General features: G+C 37.6%; 17 protein-coding genes. 3 read left to right on the forward strand and 14 right to left on the reverse strand.

The window, feature by feature from the left end; translation table 11 throughout:
* Positions 1-34 precede the first annotated feature (34 nt).
* Entirely contained in the window at positions 35-1,285 is a 1,251-nt protein-coding gene (locus CHB66_RS09460) for a GWxTD domain-containing protein (protein WP_089240322.1), read from the forward strand.
* Positions 1,258-2,031 (forward strand): 23S rRNA (guanosine(2251)-2'-O)-methyltransferase RlmB, encoded by a 774-nt coding sequence (rlmB, locus tag CHB66_RS09465; RefSeq protein ID WP_076501181.1) that lies wholly within the window; start codon positions 1,258-1,260, stop codon positions 2,029-2,031. Before CHB66_RS09460 ends, rlmB begins: the two co-directional genes overlap by 28 nt.
* A gap of 30 nt (positions 2,032-2,061) precedes the next feature.
* On the opposite strand, the gene CHB66_RS09470 is transcribed toward rlmB, so the two are convergent.
* Complete coding sequence (locus tag CHB66_RS09470) at positions 2,062-4,566, reverse strand: mechanosensitive ion channel domain-containing protein (protein ID WP_089240324.1); 2,505 nt, start codon at positions 4,564-4,566, stop codon at positions 2,062-2,064.
* A 251-nt stretch (positions 4,567-4,817) separates the two neighbouring features.
* Here CHB66_RS09470 and CHB66_RS09475 point away from each other — a divergent pair, with 251 nt between their 5' ends.
* Complete coding sequence (locus CHB66_RS09475) at positions 4,818-6,314, forward strand: trypsin-like peptidase domain-containing protein (RefSeq protein WP_089240326.1); 1,497 nt, start codon at positions 4,818-4,820, stop codon at positions 6,312-6,314.
* A gap of 60 nt (positions 6,315-6,374) precedes the next feature.
* On the opposite strand, the gene CHB66_RS09480 is transcribed toward CHB66_RS09475, so the two are convergent.
* From CHB66_RS09480 to secY, 13 genes are all read right to left on the reverse strand, one after another.
* Positions 6,375-7,265: a hypothetical protein gene (locus CHB66_RS09480; protein WP_089240533.1), complete on the reverse strand. Its 891-nt coding sequence runs from the start codon at positions 7,263-7,265 to the stop codon at positions 6,375-6,377.
* 4 nt (positions 7,266-7,269) lie between these two features.
* Positions 7,270-8,724 (reverse strand): MBOAT family O-acyltransferase, encoded by a 1,455-nt coding sequence (locus CHB66_RS09485; RefSeq protein ID WP_089240328.1) that lies wholly within the window; start codon positions 8,722-8,724, stop codon positions 7,270-7,272.
* Between the two features lie 144 nt (positions 8,725-8,868).
* A complete protein-coding gene (gene eno / locus CHB66_RS09490; RefSeq protein WP_089240330.1) occupies positions 8,869-10,146 on the reverse strand; it encodes a phosphopyruvate hydratase in 1,278 nt (425 codons plus the stop codon).
* 29 nt (positions 10,147-10,175) lie between these two features.
* Positions 10,176-11,267: a glutamine-hydrolyzing carbamoyl-phosphate synthase small subunit gene (gene carA, locus CHB66_RS09495; RefSeq protein ID WP_089240332.1), complete on the reverse strand. Its 1,092-nt coding sequence runs from the start codon at positions 11,265-11,267 to the stop codon at positions 10,176-10,178.
* A 124-nt stretch (positions 11,268-11,391) separates the two neighbouring features.
* Entirely contained in the window at positions 11,392-11,910 is a 519-nt protein-coding gene (rplQ, locus tag CHB66_RS09500; protein ID WP_076501194.1) for a 50S ribosomal protein L17, read from the reverse strand.
* A 5-nt stretch (positions 11,911-11,915) separates the two neighbouring features.
* The gene (locus CHB66_RS09505; protein WP_089240334.1) at positions 11,916-12,905 is read right to left on the reverse strand and encodes a DNA-directed RNA polymerase subunit alpha; all 990 of its coding nucleotides are present in this window, start codon (positions 12,903-12,905) and stop codon (positions 11,916-11,918) included.
* Between the two features lie 31 nt (positions 12,906-12,936).
* Positions 12,937-13,542 (reverse strand): 30S ribosomal protein S4, encoded by a 606-nt coding sequence (gene rpsD, locus CHB66_RS09510; RefSeq protein ID WP_089240336.1) that lies wholly within the window; start codon positions 13,540-13,542, stop codon positions 12,937-12,939.
* Between the two features lie 22 nt (positions 13,543-13,564).
* A complete protein-coding gene (gene rpsK / locus CHB66_RS09515; protein ID WP_009034192.1) occupies positions 13,565-13,963 on the reverse strand; it encodes a 30S ribosomal protein S11 in 399 nt (132 codons plus the stop codon).
* Positions 13,964-13,978: 15 nt separating this feature from the next.
* Positions 13,979-14,356, reverse strand: a complete 378-nt coding sequence (rpsM, locus tag CHB66_RS09520) for a 30S ribosomal protein S13 (RefSeq protein ID WP_076501199.1) — start codon at positions 14,354-14,356, stop codon at positions 13,979-13,981.
* A gap of 5 nt (positions 14,357-14,361) precedes the next feature.
* Positions 14,362-14,478 carry a 50S ribosomal protein L36 gene (gene rpmJ, locus CHB66_RS09525; RefSeq protein ID WP_009034194.1) on the reverse strand — a complete coding sequence of 39 codons (117 nt, stop codon included), beginning with the start codon at positions 14,476-14,478 and terminating at the stop codon, positions 14,362-14,364.
* Between the two features lie 6 nt (positions 14,479-14,484).
* Positions 14,485-14,703 (reverse strand): translation initiation factor IF-1, encoded by a 219-nt coding sequence (infA, locus tag CHB66_RS09530; RefSeq protein ID WP_040480068.1) that lies wholly within the window; start codon positions 14,701-14,703, stop codon positions 14,485-14,487.
* 2 nt (positions 14,704-14,705) lie between these two features.
* Positions 14,706-15,479 carry a type I methionyl aminopeptidase gene (gene map / locus CHB66_RS09535; RefSeq protein WP_089240338.1) on the reverse strand — a complete coding sequence of 258 codons (774 nt, stop codon included), beginning with the start codon at positions 15,477-15,479 and terminating at the stop codon, positions 14,706-14,708.
* A complete protein-coding gene (secY, locus tag CHB66_RS09540; RefSeq protein WP_076501202.1) occupies positions 15,476-16,798 on the reverse strand; it encodes a preprotein translocase subunit SecY in 1,323 nt (440 codons plus the stop codon). The genes map and secY overlap by 4 nt, the downstream gene beginning before the upstream one ends.
* Between the last annotated feature and the right edge of the window lie 3 nt (positions 16,799-16,801).

Here is a 16,801-nt window from a genome sequence, read left to right on the forward strand (position 1 = left end):
ATTTGAGCAAAATTAAGGTTAATTTTTGAACCATATGACAACAAATAAGATCTCTTCAAAATTCCACCTGTTCTTCACCACTTTGCTTACCTTCCTGCTAGCTTCTGGATCTGGCTTTTCACAACAGACCTTAGAGACTACCAATCAGACACTTAGATATTCAAGGTATTCAAGGCTATCACCAAAAATTATCCCTGTGAAAATTACCGAAAGGTCATTTTTACTACAGATTCCAGTTGAAAAATTAGAGGACAATCCAGTTTTTGATGATTATGAATTTTATTTCACAATCCTATCCTCCTACAATCAGGCATTTCAAAACGAAAATCTAACCAGACTTCAGGAAAATGATCTGAAAAAAAACACGGCTAATCATTTTTATTTCGAACAGAGAATTCAGATACCTGAAGAACAAGAAGAAGCTATTGCCTTTATCAAAATAGTAGATACTAGGCAAGGGGATGAATATTATTATCACATGGATCTTATAGGACCTTTTATACTTGGTCATCCAAACTTTGGCGCCTATTATGGCAATGATGTTCCATTTGACCAAAACTTCTTGATACAAGAAGAAGCATTATTATTCAAAAGCAATTCTGCCATTAGTTTGAATAGGTTCTTTTACCCTACAGAATTCGCATCGCCCTTTCCTCCGATGGAAACCAAGCCAGCCCCAGCACCAAGAGAGGTAGAAGTGGTCAATCAAGGAGATTTCTTAGTCAATACACCTAGAACTTTTGATGAGAAGGGATATTATTTCATCCAATCAGACACTAACTCCACTGAAGGTCTTTTGATCAAAACAGTATCTCAAGCTTTCCCAAGAGTGGAAACATGGGAGGATATGGTTGATATGGTGGTGTATATCTCCACAAGAAGAGAGCATGAAACACTGATGGAGGCCACAGATAAGAAAAAAGCACTTGATCAATACTGGATAGGCTTGACCAAAGATGAAGAAGCAGCCAAAACACTTATTCGAGAATATTTTCGACAGATTGAATTTGCAAATATCCTTTTTACGGATTTCAAAGAGGGTTGGAAAACAGATCGAGGAATGGTCTATACAGTGATGGGACCTCCAACAGGAGTCGCCTTTAGACAGAATGCAGAAATATGGACTTATGGAGACCTTAACTCAAATTCCAAAATAAACTTTACCTTTGCACGCGTCAAAAATATTTTGACTCCAAATTATTATATACTCAACCGCTCCAGAGCACTTCAGCCTGAGTGGTTCAAAAGCATCACATTATGGAGAAGCGGAAGGATGGATTTCTGATCAACAAAGGAGAACAAGACAAGGATTTTTTATTTGGTACCCGAGCGGTAATGGAAGCCATCAATGCCAACAAAGACATTGATAAGGTTTTAGTCAACAAAGAACTGAATAACGATCTGATCAAGGAACTACTCAAACTTGCCAAAGAGGAAAGAATCCCTGTGGTAAGAGTTCCAGAAGCTAAGTTGAATAGGATCACCCGCAAAAACCATCAAGGAGTGATCGCGCATATCTCAGCGATTCAATATGCCTCACTTGACAATGTCATAGATGAATGTTTTTCCAAAGGAATAGCTCCAATGGTGTTGGTTTTGGATAGAGTGACTGATGTAAGAAATTTCGGTGCTATCGCCCGTACAGCTGACTGTGCAGGAATACATGCCATCGTAATTCCCGAAAAAGGTAGTGCTCAGATCAACTCAGATGCGGTCAAAACTTCAGCAGGTGCTTTGAATTTTTTGCCAGTGTGTAGAGTAAAAAACCTCTACTATACCGTCAAAGACCTCAAAAAAATGGGGCTCAACGTCGTGAGTGTGACTGAAAAAACCGAAAGAGAAATGTACGAAGCAGACTTCAAAGCACCTACTGCATTGATCATGGGCTCAGAAGAGGATGGGATTTCTCCAGAACTGATGGGGTTAAGTGATGAATTTGTCAAAATTCCATTGTCAGGAAATATAGAAAGCTTAAATGTGTCGGTAGCAGCAGGCGTAGTCATCTACGAAGCGATCAGGCAGAGGAAATAAAAAATGTGGAGCTCGAAAGCTCCACATTTTTTATTGACTTTTTTCATCTCCCTTATTTTTCTCCTCTTTGAGCTTTTTCAGCTTTTCTATTTCATTCAACTCTTCCACAGACTTTACTTTTTCATCCAAGACGGCTGGGAAGTTTTTGAAATTGAGATCGCGCTGAGGGAATGGAATTTCTACTCCATGCTCCTTGAATGATTTGAAAGTCCCTCTCATGACTGCGTTGCGAATCAACACCCAAGTATCAAAATTCTCAACCCAAAAGAGCACTCTAAATTCAATCGCACTATCTGCAAAATTCTGCAAATAAACCCTCGGCTCTGGATTTTTTAGAATTTCATCCAATGCTAACTGTCTTGAAATAAGATCAGTAACCAAATCTATATCTGATCCATAACTCACTCCAATCAACAACTCCACTCTACGCTTCTTGTCTGATAATGTCCAGTTGATCAAATGCTGTGACAATAAATCTCCATTGGGAATAATTATCTCTGAACCATCATACCCCTGAATCTTACTTGCCCTGATTCCTACATCTTTTACCGTCCCCATTCTTCCTCCCACCTCAATATTATCACCTACCTGAATGGGTTTTTCAAAAGCCAATATCACTCCTGAGACAAGGTTATTGACAATAGTCTGCAAACCAAAACTGATCCCTAGTGTCAATGCCCCTAAGACGATGGCGATCTTCTCAAAACCAATACCTGAAGCCCCTATAGCCAATAAAAATCCTAAGGAAAGTACACCCAGCCTGATTAATAGAATAGAGGAACCGAGCCTCTTTTCTCGCAGGTTTGCTTGTTGCTGATCTTTGATAGTAGCAAAGTAGGCAATATTATTAGCTAACAAGCTGGCGACATACACAATGACAACAAATACGACGATATTCCCATAGGTGAATTTAGTATTGAAAAGTGAACGCTCAGTAGTCAGGAGGATACCTGCCTGATCTATAAAGAGATCTAACAGCGACAAGTTGTCTAAAAAATAGTAGACCCAGATCAATGAAGCTACTCCATACAAAGTACGTTTGACTCTTGTCTGAATGCCATGAAAGTCAATATAAGAAGTAAAGTCATTTTCACTCTTCCTTCTTACTTCGATCTGAAGATAAATAACTTCCATTACAATCTGCACGAATAGATAAAGACCAATCGCCTGGGCAAAGCTTAAGGTAGCTGCTACTCCTAAAAGTTTACTAAGGCTAAAACGTCCAAAAATATTGGCCAAAATGGAAAACACTTGCAATCCAATATAGAGCTTGACTAATTTGTCAATTAAATTGGGTAAAAGTTCAGGATTGTTTTCCTTAAACCTAACGATCTTTACAGCAAGATATATCCCTATCATACTCAAAAAAAGCAAATACCATCGCTCTGAAAAATTGGTGTCTCTGTATAAATTGCTAACAGTATAAATAAAGAAAATAAACACGAACATCAACCACAGCCTAAAAAGTCCTGATGGAAAACTAGACCTTAGCATCACAGTAACCACCAAAACTGCTATCCAAAGCAAAACCGTGAGAAATGAAATCGTAGGATTAGAATAGAAAAAAGGAATAAAGGGAAGAATGATTATAACCCCACTAAGGATAGGGAATTTGGGAACATAATGCGCCCTTTCTAAAATTATCTTAGCAAACTCTTTTTCTTGCTTAATTTTTGAAATAGAATTTTTAATCCAAATCGAAAACCCAATAAAAACAAGCAATAAAAAAATCGTTATTCCTGTATGATTTTTAATGTATCTTTTTAAAATCACCTCATTGAGTCTAATAGACTCCCAAAATACACTAGAGAGGTTCAAGTTTGGCTCATAGCTTTTTTTCTCCCATAGATAATTGATATCCTTCCTAAGTAATGCTGCTTCTGCACTTCTTCTCTCCACATCAAGTGCAATGGAAAGCTCGGATATCTTTATCATCATTCTTGAAATTCTAGTTTGAAAAGCTGCGGTTAGAATTCTCTGCCCATTGAGTAAGCTATCTGTTTGAATGATTCGACTTCTAAATTGTGATAAGGCAGCTTGATACTCTGGAAGGATGGAGGAATCTCTGAGATCTAATTTCATTAGATCAGATTGTTTCATTTCCTCAAGTTGGCTTTTAGCTTCAATCAACTCTTCAGTACGTGCAGTCACCTTACGCTCAGCATCACCCACTTGCACCCTGATATTTCTGAGCAGGTTGTCAAGTTCATTTAGATACCTGATATTAATTTTGCTATCTTGATCTTCAAGCCTACTTTGGATCACATTGACCAGTCTTTCTATATCTGGCATATCTTCCATTAGTGACAAGGTATCTAGCTCTCGATTGAGATTAAAATTCATTCGATTCAATTGAATCGTGAAGTCTTGTGCTTTCCGAATACTACCTTCTAGTGAAGGTCTTTCAGGCTTTTCTTCTTCTTGAAGGTTTTCATTGACTTTGAGAAGTGTGTCGAGTGCTTCTATATCAGTCTGAAAAGCAAACCCACTAAAAGACAGGGTTAATAAAAAACATAAGAGATAAGTAATTCTCATAAAGGATAGGTTGAGGCTCTATGAATTAAAGATATGTGATTATCCGATTTAATACCAATATTACTATCCATTAGATCAAAAAATCATATTCCATGAACTGAAGCTCAGAATATGGGTTATATAAATAGAAAATATCAGTTTGCTGTTAAACCATGTTAAATAAAACTGCCATTAGTATCAAAATGCTTGATTTTTGATAACTGATGTGTGTAAATTTCGTGTATCATTTATAGAACTTAAACATAAAAGAAATGAACAAAAAGCAATTTTTCTTAGGCATAGTGTTGGCCTCTCTGATAGGGGGGATTGTTGCTTTGGCGGGAGCTAGCTTCTTGGCTAAGCAAAACACTGCCACCAATTTCTCCGAAAAGCAAGACGCAAGTCTTGTCAATTGGCTCTCTGATGACAAGTTCACTATTCCTGATGGGATCAACTTCGTAGCTGCAGCGCAACAAGTCACCCCTGCTGTGGTCCATGTCAAAAGCACTGTCTCTGTCACACAAAGACAGCGAGGTGCAGATCCACTTGAAGAATTATTTGGCTTTAGATCACCCAATAGAGGACAAATGCCTCAAGAAGCCAGAAGTTCAGGTTCGGGAGTAATCATTTCTGAAGATGGCTACATCGTCACTAATAATCATGTAATAGAAAATGCAAGTAAGGTTGAAATTTCCCTTGAAAATAATACTAGATACACCGCAAGGGTAATTGGGACTGATCCATCCACTGATCTTGCACTACTCAAAATTGAAGAAAAAAATCTTCCATATGTCAGATTTGGAGATTCTGATAAAACAAAGGTAGGGGAATGGGTATTGGCAGTTGGGAATCCATTTGACCTCACTTCTACTGTGACTGCTGGTATCATTAGTGCCAAAGCCAGAAATATCGGAATCTTAAGAACTGCTGAGAACAACCTTTCCATTGAGTCTTTCTTGCAGACAGACGCGGTGGTGAATCCAGGTAATTCTGGCGGAGCTCTGGTAAACTTAGCGGGGGAATTGATTGGTATCAACACAGCAATTGCCTCTCGTACAGGAACTTTCAATGGGTATGCTTTTGCTGTCCCTACATCTATTGTGAAAAAAGTAATGGACGACTTGCTTGAATTCGGAGCCGTTCAAAGAGGGCTTTTAGGGGTGACGATTCAGGATGTATCCCCAGAACTAGAAGAAAGCCTTAAAAAGCCATTAGGGGTAAGCCAAGGTGTCTATATCGCTGGAGTCAATGAGGGAAGTGGAGGAAAAGAAGCAGGACTGAAAGAAGGTGACATTATCATTGGTGTAGATGGAGTCACTACTAATAGTGTAGCTAAACTACAAGAAATGGTAGCTAGAAAACGACCAGGAGATAAGGTAGAAGTGAAATACTTAAGAGATGGAAAAGAACTCTTAGCCTCTGCTACGTTGAGAAATCTTTCTGGTGACACCAAAATAGTAAAGAAAGAGGTGCCTATTGTTGCTAGCTTCAATGGTTTGACTTTTGAAGATATCAAGCCAAATATCAAAGATAGACTCAAAATCCAAGGTGGTGCCACTATCATCACAGTAGAAAATGAATCTTGGAAAAAAGCAGGTGCCAGAGTTGGGTTTATCATTACCTCAGTAATTGGACCAGACGGCAGATACAGAATATCAGGAGCAAATGACTTGATAGCACTTCTGGAAGAGAGTAGAGGTGAAGAGATTGTCGTTCTAGGACTATATCCAAATGGTCAAGAGTACTATTTCGAGGTAGAAGTAGAGTAGATTCAGTTTAGTGTTTGAGTTGTTTGGAGTAAAAAGACCGGTCTGTCGATCGGTCTTTTTCTATTTATATTCAATAAAACTCTCTAAACTATCAAGTAAAATATCCACAAAAATCTCCCCTCCCTCTCTGTCTAAATGATCCATATCTCTGAACAATGAATCCCGGTCCAGAAATACATTATCGAAATCTAGAATCCTTAAGCTCTCCTTCATGAAAATACTATCTGCATGATAGCTCTCTTCTCCCAATATCCCATAATAAGATCGGGATAAAGGAAACCTGACCCCTATCAACTCTACATTATGCTCCCTACTCAATGAAATAATATTCATCAAGGCATCTCTCATCTTTTCTGAAGCCCCATCTTGCTCAAAGTAATTTTCAAATCTATCTTGAGCTTGTCTCCGTCTTTCTTCTTCTGTCAAGTTTTCCCAAGCAATCCTACCCTTGCTCCCACCCCAACGTCTATAATCAAACAGTTCCTCAGTTATGAAATTTTTGATTACCAAACTGTAGCGATCATTGAGAAAAACAAGATAATATTTAAGGTATTTTTCATTGACAAATTCAAACCAAGAATCGAAATCATCTCTTTCTGTATAATATGCTGATCTATCTAAGTTATTTTGATTTTCGCGAGTAGGGGAAAGCGTATGGTCATCTACACTGATATATATGCGCTCAATTTTACCTTTTCGAAGCAGATACCTTAACTTTCTTCCCATATCTAAGTAAGAATCACTCTGAGCAGAAAAATTATGTACCTCAAATTCTTCTGCAAAATCTCCCAATGGTGTCCCATGAGAATCTGCCAATATAAACTCGTCAAAATCAAGATCTACTTCTTCATAATCTTTGATATAAAACCCTCTAATTAAAAGAAAAAGAGCAAAATTAACCACTAAAAGAATAATCAAAAAAAGAAAGGTGTTTTTCAGAAAAGCTCTCATAAACTTAAAATTGAAAGTAAATAAACTCAATTTCCTCGGATGTATTACCAAAAATATCTATTGCTAATATGATCAACAAATACATGCCCCAGCGAAATACCCTACTTCTACTCGCTGCTAAATCCATGATAGCATATTGGCGTCTTCTACCATTCCATTCTATCAGGATAAAGATGACAATCAAAACCATAAGGGAAAGGACGCCTTCAAGAATATGAAAATCTGGGATTGAGAATAAACTTGGCTGCATCATATTTTGCACATATCCCCAAGCATGAGACATGCTCTCAGCTCTAAAGAAAATCCATGCAAAACTAGTCAGCCCAAAAGTAAACAGCATTGAAATCAGCTCTCTCAGATTTGGCCACCTACTTTCCTGTGCCACTACATCTAAGTTGTTTCTATTTTTACCCAATAGTAAAGAAGGCAGAAAATAGACGGCATTGAGTGCCCCCCATATGATAAAAGTCCAATTGGCACCATGCCAAAATCCAGATACCAAGAAAATTATAAATGTATTTCTAATACTTAAGGCCAGCCCACCCCTACTTCCCCCCAACGGGATATAAAGATAGTCTCTAAACCATGTAGATAGTGAAATATGCCATCTTCGCCAGAACTCTGCCACATCTCTTGAAAAATATGGAAATGCGAAATTTTGCATCAATTGAAATCCAAACAGTCTAGAAGTTCCAATCGCAATATCCGAATAGCCCGAAAAATCACCATAAATCTGGAAAGCAAATAATACAGCCCCTAAAGCAAGTATACTCCCAGACAGGGACTCACTTTGATTGAATATAATATTAACATATTCTGCACAATTATCCGCAATAACCATTTTTTTAAACAAACCCCAAAGAATCTGCCTCAATCCATCTACCGCTTTATTTTGATCAAAAACTCTTTTTTCTGAAAATTGAGGTAAAAGGTTTGTCGCCCTTTCAATTGGCCCTGCTACCAATTGAGGGAAAAAACTGACATAAGCGCCAAAAGCAATCCAATCGTGAGTTGGTATCAACTTTTTCCTATAGACATCAATAGTATAACTCATGGTTTGGAAAGTATAAAAACTAATTCCAACAGGAAGAATAATCTTCAAGGAGGAAGCCTTAAAAGGTACTCCTAGCATTTGAAACCCATTAATGAAATTATCCAGAAAAAAATTATAATACTTAAAAAATCCTAGGAAGCCAAGATTAGCACAAATACTAATTGTCAGCAACAGCATTCTCCTCTTTGCATTCTCCTCTTTGCCTAGACCTATACCAACCAAATAATCAATTAAAGTACTGAAAGCAATCAAAGACAAAAACCTCCAATCCCACCATCCATAAAAAACATAACTTGCTACTAAAATCAGCAAGTTTTGAGCTTTAAGATTCCGATTAAAAAGAAACCAATAGCATATAAATACTATCGGAAGGAAGATTGCAAAATCTAAGGAGTTAAAAAGCATGCAGACCTTAACTAATGAACAGAATATAAGCCACAAACATAAGGAAATTTGATCAATCCAAAATCAATCTAAAGTCCTTTTGATCGATAACAAATAAAAAAAGGCAACCTTTCGGCTGCCTTTCTCTTTAAATATTTGATTTTTTTATTTTTGTGGAAATATCGCTGAATCACCCAATTGCTCCTCAATTCTAAGCAACTGATTGTATTTCGCCATTCTATCGGATCTTGATGCTGATCCAGTTTTGATCTGACCACAATTCACAGCTACTGCCAAATCAGCGATAGTTGAATCCTCTGTTTCTCCTGATCTATGAGACATCACAGCAGTAAAACCAGCCTTATGAGCCATAGAGATGGCATTCAAGGTTTCAGTCAAAGTCCCTATTTGATTCACTTTAATCAAGATTGAATTAGCGGACTTTTCCTTGATACCTCTTTCCAAGAACTTTACATTAGTCACAAAAAGATCATCACCTACTAGCTGTACTTTATCTCCAATTTTGGCGGTAAGCATAGCCCACCCATGCCAATCTTCTTCAGCGAAACCATCCTCGATCGAATCAATTGGATACTTTTCAGTCAACTCAGCTAAGTATGCTACTTGCTCTTCTCTGCTTCTGATCTGTCCCCCTTCACCTTCAAACTTTTTGTAATCATATTTACCATCCACAAAGAACTCAGAAGCTGCACAATCCAAAGCAATCGTAACGTCTGAACCAGCCTTATATCCAGCATTCTTAATTGCATCTAAGATGCAAGCTAGCGCCTCTTCCGTACCACCAGAGAAGTTTGGTGCAAATCCACCTTCGTCTCCTACCGCTGTACTTAATCCTTTGTCATGGAGGATTTTTTTCAAATGATGAAAAATCTCTGCACCCATTCTAATTGCTTCTGAGAAGTTTTCAGCTCCAACTGGTCTTACCATAAATTCCTGAAAAGCAATAGGGGCATCAGAATGAGAACCTCCATTGATAATGTTCATCATTGGGACAGGAAGTGTGTTTGCATTCACACCACCTATATATCTATAGAGAGGCTGACCTGCCTCCATGGCAGCAGCCTTAGCCACAGCTAGAGAAACTCCTAGGATAGCATTAGCTCCAAGTTTACTCTTATTGGGCGTACCATCCAAGTCTATCATGATCTGATCGATCATGTTTTGCTCAAAAATATCCATTCCAAGCAATTCAGGAGCAATTACATCATTTACATTTGATACTGCTTTCAAAACTCCTTTTCCAAGATATTTTGATTTGTCACCATCTCTTAGTTCCATCGCTTCATTGACACCAGTAGAAGCACCACTTGGTACGGCAGCCCTGCCAAAAGCTCCAGTTTCTGTCACTACATCAACTTCGATAGTAGGATTACCTCTTGAGTCTAAAATCTGTCTAGCGTGGATAGATTGTATTAAAGTCATAATTTTAAATGGTTTAATTAGGTTTTATTTTATTGCATTAAAGATACAAATTCATCAAATAAATAACGAGAATCATGAGGCCCTGGAGCAGATTCTGGATGATACTGAACAGAGAAAGCGGGTTTACTTTTCAACTTGATCCCTGCTACGGTTCCATCATTAAGGTGAACATGTGTGATTTCCAAATCACTATTACTCTCTACGTCTTCTCTATTGACCACAAACCCGTGATTTTGAGAAGTGATTTCACTTTTACCAGTAAGCAAATTCTTGATAGGGTGGTTGATCCCTCTATGACCATGATGCATCTTATAAGTAGATACTCCACAAGCTTCTGCTAAAAGTTGGTGTCCAAGGCAAATCCCAAATACAGGCTTACCCGTCTCAAGAATTTCTTTAGTAGTTTTTACCGCATATTCCATTACGGCAGGGTCACCAGGGCCATTGGACAGAAAATATCCATTCGGACTCCAAGCTTGAAGTTCTGCTAAACTAGTCTTAGCAGGAAACACTTTACAGTAGACCCCTCTATCAGCAAGATTCCTTAAAATATTCTTTTTGATTCCAAAATCAAGACATGCAACTTTAATAGGAGCATTTTCATCACCAAAATAATATGGTTCTTTGGTACAAACCTTTGAAGACAATTCTAGACCATTCATATCAGGCACCAAATTCAATTCGGCTTTGAGCCCTGCAAGATCATCTTCAAATTCAGAACTAATGATTGCATTCATTGCGCCTTTTGATCTAATATGTCTTACAAGCATCCTTGTGTCAATATCAGCTATGCCCGTAATATTATGTTTGACTAAATAATCTTGAAGAGATCCATCTGCATCAAGTCTACTAAAGACATCTGAAAAAGTATTGACTACTATACCAGCAATGGTTGGACTATCAGATTCTATCTCTGTATCTATCACACCATAATTCCCGATATGAGATGTAGTAGTGACTATGATTTGCCCAGTGTAGGAAGGATCTGTGTAAATTTCTTGATAACCAGTCATTCCTGTATTAAAACAGATTTCACCACCATTGGTGCCTGGCTTTCCGATAAGTGTACCGCGGAATATAGTCCCATCGGCCAATAGAAGAGTTGCTTTTTGTTTGTTCATTGTGTTTTTAACGACTCGTCAAATTTAAGGAAATTATAAAGATATGCCTTGTAAATTTTAATAGATATAAAAAAAGGGATTGAACCAAAGTTCAATCCCTTTATATGAAGAGTTTAGCAACATTTTATTCTGCTCCTTTTTCTTCTTTGTTATCATCTTCTTTAGCTTCAACTTCTGGAGCTGCAGACTCAACAGGAGCCTTTGCTTCAGTACTTGCAGCACCTGAACCTCTTCTACTTCTTCTAGTAGTTTTCTTAGCAGGCTTAGCTTCCTTCAACATCAATTCGTTGAAATCAACCAATTCAATAATGCACATCTCAGCGTTATCACCAAGTCTAAAACCAGTTTTAATGATTCTAGTATATCCACCTGGTCTAGTAGCTACTTTCTCAACAACTTCGCCAAAAAGAGCTTTGATAGCTTCTTTATTTTGAAGGTAAGAGAAAGCGATTCTTCTGTTGTGTGTCGTATCTTCTTTAGCTCTAGTCACTAGAGGCTCTACATATTTTCTCAATTCCTTAGCCTTTGCAAGCGTCGTGGAAATACGCTTGTGAAGGATCAAAGAAGCTGCCATGTTAGAAAGCATTGCTTTTCTGTGACTAGCAGTTCTTCCAAGGTGGTTAAATTTCTTACCGTGTCTCATTTTTATTACTCTTCATCAAGTTTATACTTAGACAAATCCATACCGAAGGTCAAACCTTTTTCTTGGATAAGTTGCTCTAATTCAGCTAGAGATTTCTTACCAAAATTCCTAAATTTCATCATATCAGAAATTTCCAATTTGGCAAGATCACCCAAGGTTTTCACATCTGCTGCTTTCAAACAATTGAACGCACGAACTGAAAGATCCAAATCACCTAGAGAAGTCTTCAATAACTTTCTCATGTGTAAGAATTCTTCATCGATCGGCTCAGGTTCAGATACTCCAGTAGAATCAAGAACCATAGTTTGGTCAGAAAACAACATGAAATGCTGAATAAGAATCTTTGCTGATTCTTGAAGAGCTTTCTCAGGATGAATAGATCCATCTGTAGTAACTTCAAGAATCAATTTTTCGAAATCAGTTTTCTGCTCAACCCTTGTGTTTTCAACACTATATTTCACATTTTTGATCGGAGTGAAAATAGCATCAATTGGGATAACACCGAAAACTTGTTCTTTAGGTTTAGATTCTTCTGCAGGAAGATATCCTCTTCCTTTTTCTACTGTAAGCTCTACTTCCAGACTTTTTGATTCATCCAAGTGGCAGATTACCAATTCAGGATTCAACACTTCAAAAGAAGTTGTGAATTTAGCGATATCCCCAGCAGTGAAAACAGATTGGTTTTTAACTTCTACGGTGATTTTACCGTCAATAGCTTCATGAACCTTTTTGAATCTTACCTGCTTCAGGTTAAGAATGATGTCCGTAACATCTTCTACTACACCTTCGATAGTAGAAAATTCATGAACAACACCTGGTAGTTTTACTGAGGTGATAGCGTAACCCTCAAGAGAAGACAAAAGAATTCTTCTTAAGGCATTACCAATGGTAACCCCATAGCCTTTTTCAAGTGGCTTGAATGTAAATAAACCGTGAAAATCATCGGCTTTTTCCATTACCACTTTTTCAGGCATTTGAAATGCTAATATGGACATATCAATAGTTCTTTTTAAGTCTGAATTAATATTACTTAGAGTAAAGTTCGACAATCAGTTGCTCTTTGATATTCTCTGGAATATCTTCTCTAACTGGAATGCTTACGAACTTACCTGCTAACGAGGTGTTATCCCACTCTAACCAGGAATAACGTGCAGAACCTCTCCCAGCTAAGCTAGCTGTAATTGCTTCAAGAGACTTTGAGCGTTCTCTAACAGATACAACATCACCCGGCTTCAAGGAATACGAAGGAATATTTACCAACTCTCCATTCACAAGAATGTGTTTATGGGACACAAGCTGTCTTGCACCTCTTCTTGTTGGGGAAATACCTAATCTATAAACTACGTTGTCTAACCTAGCCTCCAACAATTGTAAAAGGTTCTCACCTGTGATACCTTGTTTTCTAGAAGCTATATCAAACATTTTAGAGAATTGTCTCTCTAAAATACCATAGATATATTTCGCTTTTTGCTTTTCAGCAAGCTGAATAGCATATTCTGATTGTTTTTTTCTTCTACCTCTTCCATGTTGACCTGGAGGATAGTTTTTCTTCTGAAGTGCTTTGCTTTGTCCTTCAATCGGCTCACCGAATTTTCTGGCAATCTTTGCCTTTGGACCTCTATATCTAGCCATTCTCTATATCTTCTTTAATGAATTAAACTCTTCTACGTTTTGGAGGACGACATCCATTATGTGGAAGTGGCGTTACATCAATAATCGTAGTTACATCAAGACCTACATTTTGTAAAGTTCTTATTGCAGATTCTCTCCCTGCACCTGGTCCTTTTACAAAAACCTCAATTTTTCTCAATCCTAAATCATAAGCAACTTGTCCGCAGTTTTGGGCTGCCATCTGTGCTGCATAAGGTGTGTTCTTTTTAGAACCTCTGAATCCCATTTTACCGGCAGAAGCCCAAGAGATCACCTGTCCAGAATTATTGGTAATAGAGATGATAATATTGTTAAAGGAAGCTTTAATATGCGCTTGGCCTACCGCTTCAACTTTAACTACTCTTTTTTTACCTTTAGCTTTATCGTTTCTTTTCTGAGCCATAATCTAAATCAAGATTTATTTAGTTGCTTTCTTTTTGTTAGCAACAGTCTTTCTCTTACCTTTTCTAGTTCTAGCGTTGTTTTTGGTTTTTTGACCTCTCAAAGGAAGACCTTTTCTATGTCTAAGACCCCTATAACAACCAATATCCATTAATCTCTTGATATTAAGCTGAATCTCTGATTTAAGAACACCTTCTGTTCTATATGCTTCAGCAATAATATTTCTAATAGCGGTAGATTCTTCATCATTCCACTCACCAGCCTTCTTATCATAAGAAATACCTGCTTTGTCCAGGATCGCTCTGGCCGAACTCCTACCTATTCCGAAAATGTAGGTTAAGCCGATTTCTCCACGTTTGTTGTCTGGGATGTCAACACCTGCAATTCTTGCCATAATTATTAACCTTGTCTTTGTTTAAACTTAGGATTTTTTTTGTTGATCACGTAAAGTTTTCCTTTTCTTCTGATCACTTTACAGTCAACACTTCTCTTCTTGATTGATGCCTTTACTTTCATGACAGTTTATTTGTATCGATAAACAATTCTACCTTTAGAAAGATCATAGGGAGAAAGTTCTAACTTAACCTTATCTCCTGGGAGGATCTTTATATAATTCATTCTCATTTTCCCGGATATATGGGCAATCAATTGATGACCATTCTCCAGCTCCACTTTGAACATTGCATTTGACAATGCTTCTATTATAGTACCATCTTGTTCAATAGATGTCTGTTTAGCCATATTTAGAATTTATAGTTTTCCTCTATATACTGATGTGTGGTCAATATTTCAGTTCTATCTCTGAAGATAGCCACAGTATGCTCATAATGTGCAGAAGGTTTTCTATCAGTAGTTCTAATAGTCCAACCATCTCTTTCTTGTACAATATTTCTGCTTCCTAGGTTTACCATTGGTTCTATAGCTATAACTAGTCCTTCATTTAAAAGAGGGCCACTACCACGCTTACCGTAATTAGGAACTTCAGGAGATTCGTGTAGATTCCTACCCAAACCATGACCAACTAATTCTCTAACTACAGTGTAACCTTTAGCTTCAACAGACTTTTGGATAGCGTGACCAATGTCGCCGACTCTATTTCCAAAAACGGCCTTTTCAATACCTAAATAAAGAGAATCCTTTGTCGCTTTGAGCAATGACAATACATCAGGGGAAACTTCACCGACAGGGTAAGTATAAGCGCAATCGCTATGAAAACCTTGGTGAAAGACTCCACAATCTACTGAGATTATATCGCCATCTTTCAAAACATAATTACTAGGAAAACCATGTACAACTACCTCATTAACAGAGATGCAAAGCGACGAAGGAAATCCATTGTAACCTTTGAAGGAAGGAACACCACCGTGATCCCTTATATACTCCTCTGCAATTTTGTCTAAGAAAGAAGTCTTTACTCCTTCTTTTATATTCTTGGCAACTTCTCCATGAGCTTTACCAAGTATTTGAGCACTTTCTTTAATTAACTGGACCTCCTCGAAAGTCTTGTAATGGATCATACCGCCGGTGCGTAATTCGAAGGATTATTTTTCATATTCCCACTTTTCATCATACCCTCGTAATGTCTCATCAACAAATAGCTTTCGATCTGTCGCAATGTATCCATAATTACACCCACCATGATCAATAATGAAGTACCACCGTAGAATTGAGCAAACTCGCCTCCAACTCCAGCAATGATTGCGAACGCTGGAAGAACCGCGACTAAGGCTAATAGCACCGATCCAGGTAACGTAATTCTAGAGATAATATTATCTATGAATTCAGATGTTGGTGCTCCTGGTTTTATACCTGGAACAAATCCACCATTTCTTTTCAAATCCTCAGATATCTGCTCTGGATTCACAGTAATAGCAGTATAGAAGAAAGTAAAAAGAATAATCATAATAGCAAACACCAAGTTATATTGCCAAGATGTAAAATCAGAAAATGTAGAACCAATGTAGTTGGCAATATCATTATCACTTGACCAAATCTGAGCAATCAAGGCAGGTAAAAACATTAGCGATTGAGCAAAGATAATTGGCATTACACCAGAAGCATTCACTTTAATAGGAATGTATTGTCTTTGACCACCGTATACTTTACCACCAACAACTTGCTTAGCATATTGAACAGGAATTCTTCTTGTTGCTTCAGTCAATGCTACCACACCCAATACCACAAAGAATAGTACTGCTGCTTCAATCAACAACAATAGCATCCCAGAAGTACCTTTGGATAAACCCTCCGCAATAATAGCTCCAGGGAATCTAGAGATAATCCCAATCATGATCAACATTGAAATACCATTTCCAATGCCTTTTTCAGTGATTTTTTCCCCAAGCCACATACAGAACATTGTACCGGCTGAAAGCAATACCAAAGAACTAAACATAAACAAGGATGTGCTCACCATTACTGCTCCTGTAGGCAAGATAGTGGCAGTAATATAGCCAATACCTTGTGCTACTGTAATAGCAATTGTCAAAACCCGTGTAATCTGATTGATTCTTTTTCTACCAGACTCTCCTTCTTTTTGTAATTTTTGAAAATATGGTACTCCAACAGTCAATAACTGCAACACAATGGAAGCAGAAATATAAGGCATAATCCCTAAGCCAAAGATAGAAGCATTACTAAAAGCTCCACCAAGGAAAGTATCGATTAGACCGAAAATACCTTCTGGAGCATCATTCAATTTTGAAGGGTCTACTCCAGGTAAAACGATAAAAGAACCCAATCTGAACACAACCAGAAACCCGATTGTATTCAAAATTCGGACTCTTAAATCTTCAATAGCAAAGATATTCTTAACTGTTGAGATAAACTTTTTCATTGA

This window comes from Belliella buryatensis, assembly GCF_900188245.1.
GTDB lineage: Bacteria > Bacteroidota > Bacteroidia > Cytophagales > Cyclobacteriaceae > Belliella > Belliella buryatensis.